17 protein-coding genes and 1 tRNA gene are annotated in these 20,958 nt (G+C 31.3%); 16 read left to right on the forward strand and 2 right to left on the reverse strand.

Annotation, left to right across the window (positions count from 1 at the left end; translation table 11 throughout):
- Positions 1-144: 144 nt before the first annotated feature.
- Positions 145-735 carry a hypothetical protein gene (locus GOQ27_RS00610; protein WP_203364872.1) on the reverse strand — a complete coding sequence of 197 codons (591 nt, stop codon included), beginning with the start codon at positions 733-735 and terminating at the stop codon, positions 145-147.
- A 130-nt stretch (positions 736-865) separates the two neighbouring features.
- Between GOQ27_RS00610 and GOQ27_RS00615 the strand changes: the two genes are divergently transcribed.
- The 3 genes from GOQ27_RS00615 to GOQ27_RS00625 all read left to right on the forward strand — a co-directional run bounded on the left by GOQ27_RS00615 (position 866) and on the right by GOQ27_RS00625 (position 2,786).
- A tRNA-Arg gene (locus tag GOQ27_RS00615) sits at positions 866-942 on the forward strand.
- A gap of 222 nt (positions 943-1,164) precedes the next feature.
- Positions 1,165-1,950, forward strand: coding sequence for a SatD family protein (locus GOQ27_RS00620; protein WP_203364873.1), 786 nt, complete (start codon positions 1,165-1,167; stop codon positions 1,948-1,950).
- On the forward strand, positions 1,950-2,786 hold the full coding sequence (locus GOQ27_RS00625) for a DUF3307 domain-containing protein (RefSeq protein ID WP_203364874.1): 837 nt from the start codon (positions 1,950-1,952) through the stop codon (positions 2,784-2,786). The genes GOQ27_RS00620 and GOQ27_RS00625 overlap by 1 nt, the downstream gene beginning before the upstream one ends.
- On the opposite strand, the gene GOQ27_RS00630 is transcribed toward GOQ27_RS00625, so the two are convergent.
- Entirely contained in the window at positions 2,780-3,160 is a 381-nt protein-coding gene (locus GOQ27_RS00630; protein ID WP_203364875.1) for a SatD family protein, read from the reverse strand. The genes GOQ27_RS00625 and GOQ27_RS00630 overlap by 7 nt on opposite strands.
- 257 nt (positions 3,161-3,417) lie before the next feature.
- On the opposite strand from GOQ27_RS00630, the gene GOQ27_RS00635 reads away from it, so the two are divergent.
- The 13 genes from GOQ27_RS00635 (at position 3,418) to GOQ27_RS00695 (ending at position 20,848) form a co-directional block, all read left to right on the forward strand.
- Positions 3,418-5,502 carry a sigma 54-interacting transcriptional regulator gene (locus GOQ27_RS00635; protein ID WP_203364876.1) on the forward strand — a complete coding sequence of 695 codons (2,085 nt, stop codon included), beginning with the start codon at positions 3,418-3,420 and terminating at the stop codon, positions 5,500-5,502.
- 272 nt (positions 5,503-5,774) lie between these two features.
- Positions 5,775-7,328, forward strand: coding sequence for an acyl CoA:acetate/3-ketoacid CoA transferase (locus GOQ27_RS00640; protein ID WP_203364877.1), 1,554 nt, complete (start codon positions 5,775-5,777; stop codon positions 7,326-7,328).
- A gap of 78 nt (positions 7,329-7,406) precedes the next feature.
- Positions 7,407-8,762 (forward strand): GntP family permease, encoded by a 1,356-nt coding sequence (locus tag GOQ27_RS00645; RefSeq protein ID WP_203364878.1) that lies wholly within the window; start codon positions 7,407-7,409, stop codon positions 8,760-8,762.
- Positions 8,763-9,002: 240 nt separating this feature from the next.
- The gene (locus GOQ27_RS00650; protein ID WP_207751241.1) at positions 9,003-9,617 is read left to right on the forward strand and encodes a deoxynucleoside kinase; all 615 of its coding nucleotides are present in this window, start codon (positions 9,003-9,005) and stop codon (positions 9,615-9,617) included.
- A gap of 124 nt (positions 9,618-9,741) precedes the next feature.
- The gene (locus GOQ27_RS00655; protein WP_203364879.1) at positions 9,742-10,338 is read left to right on the forward strand and encodes an NfeD family protein; all 597 of its coding nucleotides are present in this window, start codon (positions 9,742-9,744) and stop codon (positions 10,336-10,338) included.
- A gap of 12 nt (positions 10,339-10,350) precedes the next feature.
- Positions 10,351-11,778, forward strand: coding sequence for a flotillin family protein (locus GOQ27_RS00660; protein ID WP_203364880.1), 1,428 nt, complete (start codon positions 10,351-10,353; stop codon positions 11,776-11,778).
- 541 nt (positions 11,779-12,319) lie between these two features.
- Entirely contained in the window at positions 12,320-13,240 is a 921-nt protein-coding gene (locus GOQ27_RS00665; protein WP_203364881.1) for an ABC transporter permease, read from the forward strand.
- Positions 13,241-13,252: 12 nt separating this feature from the next.
- The gene (locus tag GOQ27_RS00670) at positions 13,253-14,434 is read left to right on the forward strand and encodes an ABC transporter permease (protein WP_203364882.1); all 1,182 of its coding nucleotides are present in this window, start codon (positions 13,253-13,255) and stop codon (positions 14,432-14,434) included.
- A gap of 16 nt (positions 14,435-14,450) precedes the next feature.
- Positions 14,451-15,473, forward strand: a complete 1,023-nt coding sequence (locus tag GOQ27_RS00675; protein ID WP_203364883.1) for an ABC transporter ATP-binding protein — start codon at positions 14,451-14,453, stop codon at positions 15,471-15,473.
- Positions 15,470-16,453 (forward strand): ABC transporter ATP-binding protein, encoded by a 984-nt coding sequence (locus GOQ27_RS00680; RefSeq protein ID WP_203364884.1) that lies wholly within the window; start codon positions 15,470-15,472, stop codon positions 16,451-16,453. Before GOQ27_RS00675 ends, GOQ27_RS00680 begins: the two co-directional genes overlap by 4 nt.
- Positions 16,454-16,517: 64 nt before the next feature.
- Positions 16,518-18,191, forward strand: a complete 1,674-nt coding sequence (locus GOQ27_RS00685; protein ID WP_203364885.1) for a peptide ABC transporter substrate-binding protein — start codon at positions 16,518-16,520, stop codon at positions 18,189-18,191.
- Between the two features lie 404 nt (positions 18,192-18,595).
- Positions 18,596-19,012 carry a MaoC family dehydratase gene (locus GOQ27_RS00690; RefSeq protein WP_203364886.1) on the forward strand — a complete coding sequence of 139 codons (417 nt, stop codon included), beginning with the start codon at positions 18,596-18,598 and terminating at the stop codon, positions 19,010-19,012.
- 123 nt (positions 19,013-19,135) lie between these two features.
- Positions 19,136-20,848 (forward strand): sigma 54-interacting transcriptional regulator, encoded by a 1,713-nt coding sequence (locus GOQ27_RS00695; RefSeq protein WP_203364887.1) that lies wholly within the window; start codon positions 19,136-19,138, stop codon positions 20,846-20,848.
- Positions 20,849-20,958 lie beyond the last annotated feature (110 nt).

A 20,958-nucleotide genomic window follows, 5' to 3' on the forward strand; every position in this document is an offset into this window, starting at 1 on the left:
GAGCAACGGACTTCTAATCCGTGTGCCGGGGGTTCGAATCCTCCCAGGTGCACCATTATTTTGTTCCTGGCAAATTGCCAGTTCAAATAGAAAAGGACCCTTTAGGGTCCTTTTGTGTTATATAGTTTTTACTATTTACAATATCTAATTAATGATATCACTAAAACTTTTATCATAGTTAATTTCTTTGTCTTTATATCTGTGAAAATCAATGTCAGTATTTATTACTGCGTCTTTTTCTGATTTAGTCTTTGAACTTTTCTCGTCGATATTAGCAATTTTCCAATTATTTTCTACTTTTTTAAAAGTATACCTTTTACCTAAAAAAGTATCAATATTTTGTCTTATTGCAAAGACATAGGCTGAGTTTTTATCATTAAAATAGTAAGGTTTTGATATTTTATAACTAACTTCATATGAGGTTTTATTAATATTAGAGGAGTTTTCTTTTAATTCCTTAAGCTGATCTTCATCTATATTTTTTAGATCTATAGATATAGGTTCATTATTTTTATTCATTTTAATTATATTTGTAGAAATTAAGTTCTCTGGATTAATAGCTATATCATTTGTTTTTTCTATATATCTGTTAAAAGTTATATCTAAGTGTTGAAATTCAATAGCTGCATTTTCATAGTCTGCTAAAATCTCTGAATATTTACTATCTAATTCAGTATTACAACCGGTAGTTATCAGAAGTATTAAAACTAATATAATAAAAAATATCCTCTTCATATCTATCATCCTTTCCATATAATAACAATACAATAAAAAACATCATATTACAATATAACTATGTAATAAAATTATCGATATTTGACTATATTAATAGATAGATATATAATATTTACGTTAAACAATATATGCACCCTTAGCTCAGCTGGATAGAGTCGCTGACTTCGAATCAGTTGGTCGGGGGTTCGAATCCCTCAGGGTGCACCATAGTAAATCCCAGTAGAAAATTACTGGGATTTTTTTATGTAAAAAAGGATGTATTAAAACTAATTAAGACATAAATAAAAGAGAGACTATGAAGCAGTCGGAGACTATCTATTTGTTTTCTTTAATATAAATTATAAATAATATTAAAGGGAAAAATATATATTTATCGAATACAATATATAATATTAAATTTAATATACTGCCGGTAGGGAGGGATGTACTTTGACACTTTATGGAGTAGTTAACATGGATATAGTAGCATCTAGGAAGAAAAGTAAAGAATTAAGAGAGAAAATACAACATAATTTATTTGAATACATAGAATATATAAATAAGAAGTTCAAAGGTATATTAGTAGCTCCTGTAGAATTAACCTTAGGAGATGAATGGCAACTTATAACTTTAAATCCGGAAAGCTCATATAATATTATTCATGAATTTCAAAAATTAATATGGAAAGATAACTTTCAGTTCTATGCGGGAGTAGGTATTGGAACATTGAGTACTGATATATATGATGATACTAGAAAAATGGATGGGGAATGTTTTCTGAATGCAAGAAAGGCTCTTGAGATTGTAAAAAACAATAGTTACAGTCAAAAGTATATTCATAGTAAGAATAACAGAGTGTTTTTTTACTCACCAACAATGAATGATATAGAAAATAATCTTTCTATCTATAAAAATGAATTTGATATAAAAGAAGTGGCAGCTACCAGTAAAAGAGATTCACAATTTCATCAAAATATAAATATAGCTAATTTAATCAATACAATTATAGAAAATAATGAGATTTTAATAAATAAGATGACTAAAAAACAACAACAAATATATTTAGATTATATTGAGTTAGGTACCTATAGAAAAATAATAGAAGAGAAGAATACTAAAGAGACAATTGGAGGAATAAGCCAGAAATTAAATAATGCAGAATTTTTTACCATACAACAGAATTATAAAATGATCGAAAAATTGTTTGCGTATTATTGTGATATGAGGAGAGAATAATGTTAGAAATCAATATTTTTTATAGTTTATTGTTAGCACATTTTTTATCGGACTTTGTATTTCAAACTAATAAATCTGTCAATGATAGATTGAATAAGAAAAGAGAAATTTATATTATAGCTAATCTAAAACATTGTATTATCCATTTGATAACAACTTTATTATTAATAAGTTTTTATTTTTCATCACTAAGTATAATAAAAACATTAGCTATAATGATTGTTCTTATCGCTGTTCATTTTATTATAGATATATTTAAATCTATTATTAATAATATATATAAATATAAAAAATATAAGTTTGAAATCTTTTTAACTGATCAAGTGATTCATTTCTTATTTTTATTAATAGCTACAGTACTAATATCTTACGATAATACAAGTAATATAAGCATAAAATTAATGTATGATATTATAATCCCACCTATAAAATATATAAATTTAAATGGGAAAATTCTTATTGTAGCTAATCTAATAGTAATAGGAACTTGGGGTTGTGGTATATTTATAAAGCTTTTTTTAGAACATCTGAATTATAAACACGATAAAGATATAAATGAAGAGGACTACTTTGAAGATGTAAATATTTCTAAGAAAAGTGGCAAGATGAATGGGGGTTTTTATATTGGATTTTTAGAAAGATTATTTATTATTACCGCTATATCTATAAATATGCCAGAAGTTATAGGTTTTACTTTAGCAACTAAATCAATAGCAAGGTTTAAAAATTTCGATAAAGATAAATTTGTAGAAGAGTTTATTATAGGAAGTTTTATTAGCTTTATATTTGCTATTATAATAGGGTTTTTAATAAAAAAATTAAGTGTGTTTTATTGAAGAAGAACTAAAGAATAATTATTCTTCTTTGCTATGCTTATAGCTTTTCTAGCCCTATGAAAAGAAGGACCATCTAATTGATTAACAGTTAAAGTGAAGTTATGTACACTGATGTCACCAATTCCTATTCCACAATAGAAATCTATATCAACTAAATTTTCTTTGAAAAAATTTATAATATCATTATAATCACAAGGGTATGTAAATAGACCCTGCCATTCATCACCTAGAGTGATTATGAAACTAGAAACCAGGGAAGATGAGAAATAATCATTAGCTTTCTCTATGGTATCTATTAATTGATATTGAACTTCTTCTCTGTTATTTAGATTTTTAGAATTCTTTATGTCGAATATAATAGTCATATATTCCATAAATATTCACCTTCTTCTCTATAAAATTATCACAATATTCAAAAAATATTAGCTTTATGTTTATGTTTACATATAAACATTGTTAATGTTCATGTCTATTCATAAACTAGATTCTTAGTAATTTGTCTTAAAAGTAGTGTTTATCTAAGAGGTATAACTTAGTCATTAATATAAAAAGGTAGATATTATATATTATTCCTAAATAAATAATAAGTTACAATATAAAATTTAATAAGAATTTTAAAGGGGGTATTATAATGCTTCATCTTAGAAAAATAAAAGCTATAGAACTAATGGATACTGATATTAATGGATTATCTATCAAATCTACTATTAAAGATGCAATAATATATATTTTGAATCATAATTTGGATAATATACCTATAGTTGATGAAAAGAATAAATTAATAGGTATATTGCCTAAGAGAACTATAATTGATAATATATCTGAATTATATATGAGTGAAGTTAGTATAGAAGATATGGTTATATGTGATTGTAATAAAGTTTGTATTGAAGAAGATGATGATGCTAATATAATAAAAAATATTATTACTGGAGAAGTTTTTGTAGTTAATAAGAAGAAAAAACTTAGGGGTATTTTAACTAGATCAAAGTATCTTACTGAACAATTAAACTTTTTGATATTAAGTATAAACTCTATTATAGAGTCTACAGATCATGCTGTTGTGGCTATAGATAAAGAAGAAAATATAATAATATGTAATACAGTAGCTGAAAAAATCCTAGGAATTAATGCACGACAAGCCTTAGGAAAGAAAATAGAAGATGTTATACCTTTATCTAAATTACCTAATATACTTAGAAGTGGAAAAACCGATATTAACAATCTTATGAATATAGGAGATAAGAAACTCATAACTAATAGAGCACCAATAATACAAAATGAAGAAATAAAAGGAGCTATATCCTTATTTTTAGATGTGACTAAACATAATAACCTTTTAAAAGAATTAGAAGAACAAAAAAATGTATCACAAGTATTAAATACTATCCTTGAAACTGTGTATGACGGTATAGTAGTTGTGGACAAGGAAGGCTATATAACTATGATTAGTAAAACTTATGAGAGATTCTTAGGGGTGGAAAATCAAGAGGTCATAGGCAAACATGTGACAGATGTAATACAAAACACAAGGATGCATGTAGTAGCAGATAGTGGATTAGCTGAGATAGCGGATATTCAAAAAATAAGAGGTAGTTATATGATAGCTTCAAGGATTCCTATAATAAAAGAGGGAGAAGTAGTAGGAGCTGTTGGGAAAATGCTATTTAGAAATGTAGATGAATTAAATGATCTGTATAAAAAAATTAATCTTATGGAGAGGGAACTTAAACAGTATAAAGGAGAACTAACAAAACTTAATAAATCCAAATATACCTTTGAAAATATAATAGGAAAAAGTAAAAAGATTACTCATACAATAAAATTAGCAAAAAAAGCTTCTCAAACTGATTCGAATGTTTTAATATTGGGAGAAAGTGGCACGGGAAAGGAATTATTAGCCCATGCAATTCATAATGATAGTACTAGAAATTTCGGACCATTTGTAAAGGTAAACTGTGCAGCTATTCCCTCAGAATTATTAGAATCAGAATTATTCGGTTATGAAGATGGTGCTTTTACTGGAGCTAAAAAAGGTGGGAAAATAGGTAAATTTGAATTAGCTGATGGAGGAACGATTTTCTTGGATGAAATAGGGGATATGCCCTTGACTATGCAGTCAAAGCTTCTCAGAGTAATACAAGAAAAAGAAATTGAACGGGTGGGAGGAACTGAGTCTAAACGTACAAACGTTAGAATAATTGCTGCTACCAATAAAAACTTAGAAGAAATGATTGTAAAGGGAGAATATAGACAGGATTTATATTATAGACTAAATGTATTTACTATAAATGTACCTCCACTTCATCAACGACCGGAAGATATAAGTACCTTAAGTCATTATTTTTTAAATAAACTTAGTGATAAATATCTTAAAGATGTTAAGGAAATTTCTGATAGATGTATAAATCATTTAATTAGTTATACTTGGCCAGGAAATATTAGAGAATTAGAGAATGTAATAGAAAGAGCTATAAATTTAATTGAAGTTGGAGAGGTCATGGATGTAGATCATCTTCCTCAGAGGGTATTAGGAAAGGAGTATATAAGGAGTACTAGGAAGTTAGATGACATAGTATCTAAGGCAGAAAAGGAAGCTATTATAGAGAGTATAAGAGCCTCTGATGGGAACAAGACAAAGGCTGCTAAATTACTAGGAATAGGTAGAACAACTTTTTATGAAAAATTAAATAAATACAAATTAAATGATATTTAAATTTTTTTGACTTATAATTGTTCGAAAATTAGTACTAGTTAAAAATTTATCAATCATATTGTATGTATTACCGAACGTTGACATATAAATCTCTTCTTATGTATACGTCTAATCGAACATAAATTTATTTATTTGATTTTATTTATTTAAGATTTATCCTCTAGATAGGGCTAAAAACCTAAATTGTTAAATATTAATAAAACTTAAAATTTGGCATAAAACTTGCTCTTATTATATAGGTGAATAGAAAAGTTTTTAGGGGAGGAATATATATGAAGTCTAAAATTATGTCAGCAGCTGAGGCCGTTGCCTTAATTAATGATGGAGATACCTTAGCTACCGGAGGTTTTGTAGGCAACTGTCATCCTGAGGAATTGTCTTTAACTTTAGAAAAACGTTTTCTAGAGGAAGGAAAACCAAAAGGAATTAAATTAGTATATGCTGCAGGACAAGGAGACGGAAAAGAAAGAGGATTAAATCACTTAGGTCATGAAGGATTAATTTCTAGAGTAATTGGAGGACACTGGGGACTAGCACCAAAGATAGGTAAATTAGCCCTTAATAATAAGATAGAGGCTTATAATTTACCCCAAGGAGTAATCTCCCATTTGTTTAGAGATATAGCTGCAGGTAAACCTGGAACTATCACCCATGTAGGATTAAAAACTTTTGTAGATCCTAGAATTGAGGGTGGTAAGCTTAATGATAAAACTACAGAAGATATAGTTAAATTAATAGAGATTGAAGGAGAAGAGAAATTATTCTATAAAGCTTTTCCTGTAAATGTAGCATTTATAAGGGCTACCTATGCTGATGAAATAGGTAATGCTACTATGGAAAAAGAAGCTGTTACATTAGAAGCTACTTCAATGGCTCAAGCTGTAAAGAATTCAGGAGGAAAAGTAATACTTCAAGTTGAAAAGGTAGTTAAAAGAGGTACTTTAGATCCTAGATTAGTAAAAATTCCTGGAATATATGTGGATGCTATTGTAGTGTCTAAGCCTGAGAATCATATGCAGACCTTTGCAGAAGATTATAATGCTTCATACACAGGAGAAGTAAAAGTCCCAGTAGGATCTATAGGAAGATTACCTTTAGATGCAAGAAAGATAATTGCTAGAAGAGGAGCAATGGAACTAGTACCTAATGCAATTACTAATTTAGGGATAGGAATGCCTGAAGGAATCGCTATGGTTGCCAGTGAAGAAGGCATAGGGGACAATATGGATTTAACAATTGAATCTGGACCTATTGGTGGAGTACCGGCTGGAGGATTAAGTTTTGGTTCTGCCACTAATCCTGAAGCAATACTAGACCAACCTTATCAGTTTGATTTCTATGATGGTGGAGGACTAGATGTAGCATTTTTAGGATTAGCTCAATGTGATAAGTGGGGAAATATCAATGTAAGTAAGTTTGGACCTAAAATAGCTGGATGTGGAGGGTTCATAAATATAACACAAAATGCAAAAGCAGTAATTTATTGTGGAACATTTACAGCAGGAGGTCTAAAAATAGATGTTACTGATGGAAAGCTTAATATTATACAAGAAGGCAAGATTAAGAAATTCTTAGAACATGTGGAGCAAATTACTTTCAGTGGAGAGTATGCAGCAGAAATAGGACAAAAAGTTTTATATATTACTGAAAGAGCAGTATTTGAGCTAAGAACAGAAGGCCTTGTATTAATAGAAATAGCTCCAGGAGTAGAATTACAGCAGGATGTTATAGATTTAATGGAATTCAAACCTATAATAGCTGAAGATTTGAAGACTATGGATCTAAGAATATTTAAAGATGAGCCCATGGGGCTTACTATAGATTAAGAAAGGAGGGTTTATTAGTAGGAGCACAACCCGTATTCATAATAATTTTAAAATAAAATTTTAAAGGGGGACTATTTAATGTTAGGTGTTATAGCAATTATATCAACCTTAGTAGCACTTATGTATTTTGCTTACAGAGGTATAACAGTACTAGTACTTGCACCATTATTAGCAATGCTAGCAACTTTAGTGGCAGGAGAAATACCTCCATTGTACGCACTATCTAGTATATTTATGCCAGCAGCAGCTGGATATATTTCTAGTTACTTTCCAGTATTCTTAGCTGGAGCAATATTTGGTAAATTAATGGGAGTTACAGGAGCTGCTTCTGCAATAGCTGACTTCGTAGCTGAAAAGTTTGGTGAAAAGCGAGCGATATCTGCAGTAGTTATAGCGACAGCTCTATTAACTTATGGTGGAGTTTCACTATTTGTTGTGGTATTTGCAATGTATCCAATAGGGGCTACATTACTTAGAAGAGCAAATATACCTAAGAGATTATTACCAGGAGCTATAGCTCTAGGTGCATTTACATTCACAATGACAGCATTACCAGGATCACCTCAATATATTAATACAATGCCAACAATCTTCTTTGGTACAGATATATATGCTGGTCCAGTACTTGGTATATTAGCATCTGCTATTATGTTAGGTGGAGGATTAACTTATCTTAACTGGAGATCTAGCAAATTAAGAGCTGCTGGTGAAGGTTATGGAGATCATCCAAACGAAGATTTACATGAGATAGATGATAATATTCCAGGAATAGGTCTTGCGATTGCACCAATAGTTATAGTATTTGTACTTAACTTCTTATTTACTAACTGGTATTTTAAAATGGATTCAGTTATAGCTAAGTATGAAGCTTTAGACTCAGCTGTAAATGGTACATGGCCAGTTGTACTTGGTCTTGGTGTAGCTATTATATTTATTCTTGTAAGTATGAGAAAGTTTATCAGCAATGCAAACAAAACTGTATTTGATGGAGCAGTTGGAGCATTACTTCCAATATTTAATACTGCATCTGAGGTTGGATATGGTGGAGTTATTAAGTCACTAGCTGCATTTACAACAGTTAAGATTGCTATAGTTGGATTGGCTATTCCTTCTGTATTTAAAGTTGGTATATCTACTACTTTACTTGCAGGTATAGTTGGTTCTTCTTCTGGTGGTACTGCTATTGCATTAGAAGTATTATCTGAAGAATTCTTAAGCATGGGAATTCATCCAGAAGCTCTTCATAGAATTATGCTTGTAGCTGCCGGTGGACTAGATTCATTACCACATTGTGGTGCTATTATAACATTACTTGCTGTTTGTCAGCTTACTCATAAAGAGAGTTATAAAGACATCGCATTTAATACAATAGCATTGCCGATACTTGCAACTTTTGTAATATCAGTATTCTATTTAGTAACTGGTATATATTAAGAATTAAAAGTACTGAAGGATTTTATCCTTCAGTATTTTTAATGGCTGTCTTCACTACGTTCTTGTCATTTTGAGTATAGGGAAGGATCTAGTCTTTAAAGATTATTCACTAAGTTCAGAATGAAAAGTTATAATATTGTCATCATACCATTGATAATATTTTCGATATATGGTACTATATGTAGAGTCAGATGAAATAATTATACTATATATAGTAAATGTATTACCTAGGAGGAGGAAATGAAGCAAGTGATAGTAGTAGACGGAGTAGTAGGAGCAGGAAAGACTACATTAGCAACTATAATAAAGGAAGAGTTTAATCTTAAGCTATATGAAGAATTAAGTGATAATGATACTTTAGTGCTATTGGATAAGTTTTATGCGGATCAAAATAGATGGAGTTTTACATTACAGGTACATTTTCTTAATAAAAGGTTTGCTATGATTAAAGAGATACATAAAAAGAATGGTGGCTTATTAGATAGAAGTATATTTGGAGATAAAATATTTGCTCAGATGCTAAATGAAGATGGAAAAATGTGTGATGAAGAGTATAGAACATACTCTACTCTTTTAGATAATATGTTAGAACATGCTCAAAACCCAACCTTATTAATCTATTTAAAGTGCAGTGTAAATAAAGCTGTAGAAAGAATTAATGGAAGAAATAGAGGTATAGAATCCACAGTGCCTAGAAGGTATTGGGAAAGGTTAAATGAGAAGTATGATAAATGGTATGAAACTTACGATTATTCTCCTAAGATAGTAATTGATGTAGATGAAGTAGATCTTTTTATACCTGAGGATAGAGAAAAAGTTGTAAATAAAATAAAAGAAGCTATGGCAAATCTTTAGAGTTTGACTCTAAAGATTTTTTTATTGCTTATAAATAGTAAAATTTTCTAATAATCATTGTTAAACTAAAGATAATGTTATAAAATATAATAAGGTAGAATTTTACAAAAAGGGGGGATTTTATTTGAGTGAATGGTGGGCTTCTATACCTGTTTTTGAAAAGGTGTTTTGGTACTTAGCTATTCCATCTACAGTAGTATTTATGATTCAACTTTTCCTTACTTTCTTTGGTTTAGGTGAAGGAACTGCTGATGTGGATAGTATGGATGGAGGCTTTGATCTGGATGCTGATGGGGATGGATTTATAGAATCTGCATTTAACTTTTTTACTATTAGAAATTTCATTATATTTTTTACTGTATTTGGGTGGTCTGGAATAGCTTTTTCAGATATGGGATTTAGTGAAGTATCTACTATAGTGATATCAAGTGTTTTAGGAATTATAGTAATGCTTATTGTAGCCGCATTATTTTACTTTATTATGAATCTAGCTTCAAGTGGTAATATAGACTTGAACAATTCCATAGGAGCCACAGGAAGCGTCTATATTCCAATACCAGCAAAGGGAAAGGGTACAGGGAAAGTGCAAATATTGATACAAGATTCTTTAAAAGAAGTAGAAGCCATAACTAAGGGTAAGGCTATATCTACTGGGGAACGGGTGAAGGTTTTAGAGATATTAGATAATAATATCTTAGTAGTAGAAATACTAAATAATTAAGGGGGAGTTTATATGGAGGCTTTAACAGGTGGTGTGTTTGGGATTGTATTAGTTACCGTTATTGCAATAATTATATTTGGTACAATAGCAGCTTTATTTACAAGATATAAAAGATGCCCATCAGATAAGATTTTAGTTGTATATGGTAAGGTTGGAGAAAAAGGCGAGGGTATATCATCAAAATGTGTTCATGGAGGAGCCGCATTTATTTGGCCTGTTATTCAAGCTTATGAATTCCTCGATTTAACACCAATGTCGATCGAAGTGAATTTGAAGAATGCTCTAAGTAAACAAAATATTAGAGTAGACGTTCCATCTAGGTTTACAGTAGGTATATCTACAGAGCCTGGAGTAATGCAAAATGGTGCTGAAAGGTTACTTGGATTAGGCCTTACAGAAATACAAGAATTAGCTAAGGATATTATATTTGGTCAATTAAGATTGGTAATAGCGACTATGGACATAGAAGAAATAAATACTGATAGAGATAAATTTTTATCGGCAGTTTCAAGTAACGTTGAGTCAGAGCTTAAAAAGATAGGTCTAAGACTTATAAACGTTAATGTTACCGATATAAACGATGAATCAGGATACATAGATGCATTAGGTAAAGAAGCAGCAGCTAAAGCTATCAATGATGCTAAGAAGACAGTGGCAGAAAAAAATAGAGATGGTTCTATAGGTGAAGCTAATGCTAAGAGAGATGAAAGAATTCAAGTGGCAGAAGCAGATGCTACTGCAGTAGAAGGGGAAAATAGATCTAAGGTAGTTGTAGCAAATTCTGAAGCTGAAAAAAGAGAGAAAAAGGCAGAAGCTGAAAGGAAAGCAAGTGCTGCTGAGAAAGTTCAAGCTGCTAAGGCATTAGAAGAAGCCTATTCTGCAGAGGAAGACGCAGAAAAAGCAAGAGCAAAGAGAGAAAAAGCAACTAGAGAAGCTGATACAATAGTTAATGCTCAAATAGAAAAACAAAAGGCTGAAATTGATGCAGAGGCAGATGCAGAGAAGATTAGAAGAAAAGCTAAAGGTGAGGCTGATGCAATATTTGCAAAGATGGAAGCAGAAGCAAATGGTTTAAAAGAAATATTAACTAAACAGGCAGAAGGTTTCGAAAAAATAGTTAATGCCACTGGAGGAAATGCAGAAAAGGCAGTTATGCTTATGATGGTAGATAAATTACCAGAGCTTGTAAAGACTCAAGTGGAAGCTATAAAAGGAATTAAAATTGATAAAGTTACTGTATGGGATAATATGGGAGGTAATGGAGAAGGTAAATCTTCTACAGCAAATTTCCTATCTGGTATGATGAAGTCCCTACCTCCCCTTCAAGAAATGTTTAATATGGCAGGAATGGATTTACCAGAATATTTAATAAAAGATCATGAGGATAATATAGAAAAAACAGAAGTTATAGAAAAAGAATATGAAGATATAGAGAAGTAAACCTGGGTTTTTACCCAGGTTTTTTTATTGTCTAATAAAGGTAACTTAATAGAACTTCTAAACTACTGATAAACTCTGAGTTTTAATGCTACATGAAATAATGGAAGACAATAAAAAATAGGGGGTGTGGGGGATGAAATCCCATGCCGTATTAGGGGGATGCTCAGGTGCAAGCATTATGCACCGTCGAAAGGGACCTAGGGTCCCTTATAAGTAGAGAACCCAAATCTTTGATTTGGAGTGAATCACTTAGTTTCTTCATCAGCGAAGTGGACACGTTTCTAGTCCGCTTTTTTTATTGTACATAAAAATTTCTTAATAAAGTTCATAGATAGTTAACAGGGTTTATAAGCAACTAAAAGTCCTAGATTCAATAGTATAAAGTATTACAATTTAATATCATTATACTTTATTCTTCATATTAGAAAAATGCCGATAATATAATAAATAAAAATAACTTGTATTATTTCTAAGAAGGTGGAGGTGGTAAAAAACAGGTATTATTTAATCTATATATATTATTTAGAAAGAGGTGCGGGTCATGGGAAAATTTTTACTTAAAAGGGTTATTGCAATGGTTATCACAATATTTTTAGTGATTACCCTGACATTTCTTTTAATGCACTCCATACCAGGAGGACCATTTACTAAAGAGAAAAAAGTACCTCCAGCAATAGAGGAAGCATTAAATAAAAAATACAACTTAGACGATTCACTCCCTAAACAGTATATAGACTATCTAAAAAGAATAGCTAAACTTGACTTAGGACCTTCCTTCCAATATGAAGGAATGACAGTAAACAAGTTGATAAAGGATGGGTTTCCTACCTCGGCTAAACTAGGTAGCTTCACAGTGTTATTAACATTGGCTCTAGGAATACCATTTGGAGTTCTTTCAGCTCTAAAGCAAAATAAATGGCCGGACTATATAGTGATGTTTCTAGCCACCCTGGGAATAACAATACCAGCCTTTGTATTAGCCACCGTATTCATATATTTCTTTGCTTTAAAATTAGGGTTATTACCCACCTTTGGACTGGATAGTTGGAAGGGATATATATTACCGGTGTTAGCATTAGCGGGATATTCATTATCATTTATTACACGGCTTACCCGTTCTAGTATGCTTGAGGTTATGCAACAGGACTATATAAGAACGGCTAGAGCAAAGGGGCTTCCAGAAAGGGTAGTTATATTTAAGCATGGATTAAGAAACTCAATATTACCAGTAGTAACCTATGTGGGGCCGATGATTGCTGCAATATTAACAGGATCATTTGTTATAGAAAAAATATTTGCATTACCAGGGATGGGAAGACACTTCGTACAGAGTATTACCAATAGAGATTATACAACTATTATGGGGATAACCATATTTTTTGCCACATTCTTAGTTTTTATGGTTTTAATAGTTGATATTGTATATTTACTTGTAGACCCTAGAATTAAACTTGATGATTAGGGGGATAAATTGATGGAAAATTTAAATTCGAATTCTAAGAATATACCAAAAGAATTATGGACTAAGATTGATGACACAGAAAAGAATAAAGAACAAATATCAAGAAAAAGTCTTACTTACTTTCAAGATTCTTGGAGAAGATTAAAGGAAAATAAAATGGCGATGATAGGACTTTCTGTAGTAATAATACTAATACTAATTGCACTATTTGGTCCTATGTTTTCTCCATATGAGTATTCAGATCAAAATCTAAGTTACTCAAGTTTAACTCCAAGATTAGACATTTATAAGGTTAGTGATGATAGTTATATTCATTTAGCCAATGGGCTTAGATTATATAGAGTTACTGAAAGTGGAAAGATTATTGAATTGTTAAGTGCTACAGAGCAAAACCTTATAGAGAAAAAGATAACCTATGATGTAAAAGGAAAAACGGTATTACTAGACTTTGAAAATCAGCCTTTTAAACTATTAGATGGAAATGGAAATGAGTATTCTTACCATGATAGAGTTTGGAATAAAACTTATCTTTTTGGCTCAGATGATCTAGGAAGAGATATCCTTGTTAGAGTTATATATGGTGCTAGAATATCTTTACTAATTGCCTTTGTAGCTACAGTGGTTAATTTCTTTATAGGTGTTTTATATGGAGGAATAGCTGGATATGCTGGGGGTAAGTTAGATAATTTCATGATGAGAATAGTTGATATTATCAGTACAGTACCTTTGATGTTATATGTAATACTCTTAATGGTTGTTTTAGGTTCTGGACTTAAACCTATAATTATTGCATTGGGATCTATATATTGGGTTGGTATGGCTAGGATAGTTAGAGGACAGATACTAAGTTTAAAGGAGCAAGAATATGTTTTAGCAGCTAAATCCATAGGAACTAGACATTGGAGAATATTAACAAGACATCTTTTGCCTAATGCTATGGGACCAATTATTGTATCAATGACTATGATGATACCTCGAGCTATTTTTGTAGAAGCATTCTTAAGTTTTATTGGACTTGGAGTATCGGCACCGAAGGCTTCTTGGGGTACATTGGCAAATGATGCTCTAGGAGCACTAAGGTCCTATCCGCATCAATTGTTCTTCCCTGCTTTAGCTATATGTGTGACAATGTTTGCATTTAATTTCTTAGGGGATGGATTAAGAGATGCGCTAGATCCAAGATTACGTAAATAGAAAAGAGGTGTAAAATGTGGGGGAAAAATTATTAGAAGTAAAGAATCTTAAGACCTCCTTCTTCACCCATCTAGGAGAAGTTCAAGCGGTTCGAGGTATAAGTTTCCATATAGATAAAGGAGAAGCAATAGGTATAGTAGGTGAGTCAGGAAGTGGGAAAAGTGTAACATCATTATCAGTGATGAAGCTATTACAATATCCAGGGAAAATAGTAGGGGGAGAAATACTATTTAAAGGAAAGGATATAGTAAATTACTCAAATAATAAAATGTTAAAAATAAGAGGAAATGAAATAGCTATGATATTTCAAGATCCTATGACATCATTAAATCCCGTTTATACTATAGGAAATCAGATAATGGAAGTGATAATTAGACATCAAAAATTAAATAAGAAAAAGGCCAGGGAAAAGGCTATAGAAATGCTAAAGATGGTAGGCATACCATCCCCGGAAAAGAGAATAGATAATTATCCCCATGAATTTAGTGGGGGTATGAGGCAAAGAGCTATGATAGCAATAGCACTATCCTGTGAACCAGATTTATTAATTGCAGATGAACCTACTACTGCTTTGGATGTAACTATACAGGATCAAATACTGAAACTAATGAAAGAACTTAAGGAGAGAATAGATACATCTATAATATTAATAACCCATGACTTAGGAGTAGTAGCAGACGTTTGTTCTAGAATAGTGGTAATGTATGGAGGATTAGTTATGGAAGAAGGAAGTTCGAGGGATATATTCTTTAATCCACAGCATCCTTATACAATGGGACTTTTAAAATCAATTCCTAGGTTAGATTTAGAGGAGAAAAAGAGGTTGATTCCAATACCAGGGACACCACCAGATCTATTAAAACCACCAATAGGATGTCCCTTTGCAGATAGATGCCCCTATTCAATGAAGATATGTAAGATGAAACTTCCGGAATTCTTCGAAGTAGATATGGGACATAAAGCTAGCTGTTGGTTACTTCACCCTGAATCACCCAAAATGAAGCTTAGTACTGGGGTAAGAAAGGAGGAAGTAAAATGAATAACAATAAAGAAGTATTAATAAAGGTGGAAAATTTAAAGAAATACTTTTTAGTGAAAAAAGGATTCTTTGGAAAAAAACTAACCTACACTAAAGCAGTAGATGACATAAGTTTTGAAATAAAAAAAGGCGAAACCTTTGGATTAGTAGGGGAGTCTGGATGCGGAAAAACTACTACAGGAAGATGTATTGTAAGACTGTATGATGTGACCGCAGGGAACATATTTTTTAGTAATCAAGATATAGGCCATATGAAAGAGAAGAGATTAAAACCTCTTAGAAAAGAGTTTCAGATGATATTTCAAGACCCTTATGCTTCTCTAAATTCTCGAATGACCGTTAGTGATATTATTGGTGAACCAATAGATGTCCACCAAATAGCTAAAGGTAAAGAAAGACAAGAGATGATTTATGAACTATTGAATAAGGTAGGTTTAAGTAAAGATCATGCCAGCAGATTCCCTCATGAATTTAGTGGAGGGCAACGACAACGGATAGGAATAGCAAGATCCTTAGCGGTAAGACCTAAATTTATCGTATGTGATGAGCCTATATCAGCTTTAGATGTTTCAATTCAAGCTCAGGTAGTAAATATGCTTGAAGATTTACAAAAAGATATGGGACTTACATATCTTTTCGTAGCCCATGATCTATCTATGGTAAAACACATATCCGATAGAATAGGAGTAATGTATCTAGGAAAGATGGTTGAAATAGCCTCTAGTAAAGAACTCTATAAAAAACCATTACATCCCTATACTCAAGCATTATTATCAGCAATACCTATACCAAATCCAGATATTACAGCAATGAGAAATGCAGAGGTTTTAGAAGGGGAAGTACCAAGCCCTATAAATCCACCTTCTGGATGTAGATTTAGAACTAGATGTAAATATGCTATGGAGAGATGCAAAGAAGAAGAACCTAAATTTGTTGATAAAGACAATGGACATTTAGTAGCATGTCATTTGTTAGAATAATAAATTATTGGGAAATATAGAGCCTTGGTGCTTTATATATAAGTAAAATAAAGGGGGAAATTCTATGTTAAAGAAATTGTTGTCAATTCTATTAGTACTTTGCCTAGTATTAACTGCGTTTGTAGGATGTACTAATAAAGAAGAGCCTAAACCCGCAGATGAGCCATCAGATCAAGAAGAATCTAGTGAAGAGGAAGCTGAAGAGCCAGAAGAATCACCTCAAGTTTTCACATATAATTTAGGTGCAGAGCCTGAAACATTAGACCCAGGAAAAGCCACTGAAAATATAGGAATAAACATATTAGGTAATACTAGTGAAGGACTTACTAGAGTAGGCAAAGATGGAAATCCTGAGCCTGGAGTAGCAGAAAAATGGGATATAAGTGAAGATGGTAAAGTATATACTTTCCATTTAAGAGAAAATGCTAAATGGTCAGATGGAAAGTCTGTTACAGCAAATGATTTTGTGTACTCTTGGAGAAGAGTATTAGATCCTGCTACAGCGGCAGATTATGCATACTTCTTATATCCGATATTAAATGCAGAAGCTGCAAATAATGGAGAAGTAAGTCTTGAAGAAGTAGGAGTAGAAGCAGTAGATGAGCATACACTTAAAGTTACTTTAACTGATCCAGTAAACTATTTTCTATCATTATGTACATTTGTAACAATGCAACCAGTAAGAGAAGATGTAGTTACTGCTGATCCAGAAGGTTGGGGAATATCTGATGATGGTATGATCAGTAATGGACCTTTCTATGTAAAAGAGTGGACTCACAATGAGAAGGTTATAATGGTTAAAAATCCAGAATACTGGGATGCAGATAAAGTTAGACTTGAAGAAGTAGAAGTTACTCTCATAAATGAAGAATCTACTGCTCTAGCTGCTTTTGAAGCAGGAGACGTAGATGCTATAGATAATATTCCTGTTGCAGAAATACCTAGATTGTTATCTGAGAGTGATGAGATATTTATATTACCTGATTTATCACTATACTATTATGTATTTAATAATAATGAACCACCTTTTGATAATGAATTAGTTAGAAAAGCTTTTGCACTAGCTATAGATAGAAAGGCAATAGTTGATACAGTAACAATGGATAGTTCTTTACCAGCTACTGGATTAGTACCTAATGGCATTAGCTATGGTGGAGGAGACTTTAGAGAATCAGGGGGAGATTATGGAATAAAACCTGAAGCTCAAATAGAAGAAGCTAAAAAATTATTAGAAGAGGCTGGATATCCTAATGGTGAAGGTCTTCCACCAGTAAAATTAAACTATAATACTAGTGAACGTCATAAGAAGATAGCAGAAGCAATTCAAGAAATGTGGAAGAAGAACCTAGGTGTAGATGTAGAGATAGTAAACCAAGAGTGGAAAGTTCATTTATCTACATTAGAAGAAGGAAACTTCCAAATAGCTAGAATAGGCTGGGGAGCAGACTATGTGCATCCAATGACATTCTTTGATATGTGGATAGAAGGTAGTGGAAATAACTACTCTGGATTCTTCGATGCAGAGTTTGATAAGTTAGTTAAAGAAGCAATGATAACATTAGATGAGAACAAAGCAGCAGAATTGCTTCATCAAGCAGAGGATATTTGGATGAATAGAATGACTATTTCACCTATATACTATGCATCTGACCCTGAGATGGTAAAAGGTTATGTTAAAGATTGGTGGAAATCACCAGTAGGAAATATGTTCCTAAGGGATGCATATATTGAGAAGTAAATATATAGAACAAAAGATGGTCTTTTTTAGACCATCTTTTGTTTTATTTGCATTGAAAAGGGGAAAAATTATATATAACTTAGGAATTAAAGAATATAATCTTCCCAAAGATAAATAGTATAACATTAGAAAAAAATAAACATGTACGGATATATAAACAGACTTTATTTAAAATGCACAATATTATATAAAAAACAATACAGAAAAATCATTTGTATAATAAAATAGATATTTAATTACAATACTAAAACAAGTAAAATTAGAACTTTATTTAGATAATTATTTTTTATATTAATAAGATTATGTCAAAAATAATTATTGGCATAATAGTTGCTTGTATATATTATTACAGAATAATTATTATCACATTTAATATATTAAAAAAATAAAGAGGAGTGTTTTAAATGAAAGGGAAAACATTTGCTGAATTAGAATTAGGTCAAAAGGCATCATTCCAGAAAACGATTACAGAGACAGATGTATATCTATATGCTGGAGTTACAGGAGATATAAATCCAGCTCATATTAATGAAGAAGTATCTAAGAATACAATGTTTAAAGGAAGAATAGCTCATGGTATGCTAACAGCAGGTTTAGTTTCTGCAGTATTAGGCGTTCATCTTCCTGGACCAGGAACTATCTACTTAGGACAGGAACTTAAATTCACAGCTCCTGTAAGATTTGGAGATACTATAAAAGCAGAAGCAGAAGTTATAGAAAAAATAGAAGGTAAAAACATGATTAAACTTAAAACAACTTGCACAAATCAAAAGGGTGATGTAGTACTAAAAGGCGTTGCCACAGTAATGCCTCCTAAATAAAAACAATATATCTTTAAACCCTTGGGTCAAAGTGAGGCCCGGGGGTTTTATTTTTGTCTAATAGTGATATAATCATAATAATAGATATAAACCGTAAACAATTTATATACGAGGGGGTTTGTAATGAAATTATTAGATATATTATTGTGTTCAGTTTTAGAACATATGGATGAAGCTATTGTTGGAATTGATGCTGAGGGCAAAATAATAATAATAAATAAGAAAGCAGAGACTTATTTAGAAGTGTCCTACAAGGACAATATAGGAAAAAAGGTCACTGAAATTATTTCCAATACGCCAATAATGAATATTTTATCCGATAGTAAACCTCAATTTAATCAGAAATTTAAGTATAATAATAAAGAATTTTTAGTAAATAGAATACCTATTATAAAAGATTCAGAAACCTTAGGAGCTATTTCCATATTCAAAGATATGACGGAGTTTATGGAAATGAATGAAAGAATGATTAAAGATGAATCCTATATAGATGTATTAAATACCATCCTAGACACTGTAAATGAATGGGTAGTAGTAGTAGATGATAATGGAATAATACAGATGATGAGTAAAGCATATAAGGAATTTTTAAAAGAACCTGAGCCGGAAGGTAAACATGTTACTGATGTTATAGAAAATACTAGGATGCATATAGTAGCAAAATCAGGAACTAGAGAAGTAGGAGAAATACAAGAAATAAAGGGTAATAAAATGATACCTATGCGTATACCTATCAAAAAAGAAGGTAAAGTAGTAGGAGCAGTAGGGAAGGTTATGTTTAAAGACCTAGGTGACTTCCAAATGATAAAAAATAAGGTTCAAGAGTTAGAGAAGGAACTAGAGTATTATAAGAGTGAATATGATAATAATAGGTCTGCCAAATATACATTTAATAGTATAATAGGGGTCACTGATGAAATAATGGAGCTTAAAAGAATTGGAGAAAGGGTAGCTAAGTCTAAATCAAATGTGATAATCACTGGAGAAAGTGGTACGGGTAAAGAATTATTTGCCCATGCTATTCATAATGCAAGTAATAGGAGATTAGGTCCTTTTGTCAGGATAAACTGTGCTGCTATACCGGGAGAGTTATTAGAGTCAGAGCTATTTGGATATGAAGAAGGAGCCTTTACAGGAGCAAAGCGTGGAGGGAAAAAAGGGAAATTTGAAATAGCCAATGGTGGAACTATACTTCTAGATGAGATAGGAGATATGCCCCTTAATATGCAGGCAAAACTTCTAAGGGTTTTACAGGAGAAAGAATTCGAGAGTGTGGGAGGAAATGTAGTTAAAGATTTAGATGTAAGAATTATCACATCTACTAATAAGAATCTTAGAAAACTTGTGGAAGAAAAGAAGTTTAGAGAGGACTTTTATTATAGATTAAATGTAGTTACTTTAAATCTACCCCCTTTAAGAGAAAGAAAAGAAGATATAAAAGAGTTAGCTTTATCACTAAAAAACAAATTAACAAAAAAACTAGGGATATATGTAGAAGGTATTTCTAAAAGAACTATAGAATACTTAGAGAATTATGACTGGCCTGGTAATATTCGAGAGTTAGAAAATGTAATAGAAAGAGCAATAAACCTTTTGGACTCTGAATTAATAATAGAACCCCATCATTTACCAGAAAGAATAACTAGAAATAGAGCACAAAATATATATACTGGAAAGAAAAAATTAAAGACTGTATTAGATGAAGTAGAAAGAGATATGATCATAGAATATCTCAAAAGGAATGATGGTAATAAGAATCAAACAGCCAAAGTTCTAGGAATAAGTAGGGTAAGTTTATATAAAAAACTAGATAAGTACAACTTAAAAGACGTTTAGAAAGTTAACATGTAAACTTAAATTAACACTATTGAAGTGACTGAGATCAAGGTATTAAGAAAAAACCATAAAACATGTAAATATATATTTACATGTTTTATGGTTTTTTT

Origin of the sequence: Anaeromonas frigoriresistens (assembly GCF_016820655.1) — a bacterium.
Lineage (GTDB): Bacteria > Bacillota > Clostridia > Tissierellales > SIT17 > Anaeromonas > Anaeromonas frigoriresistens.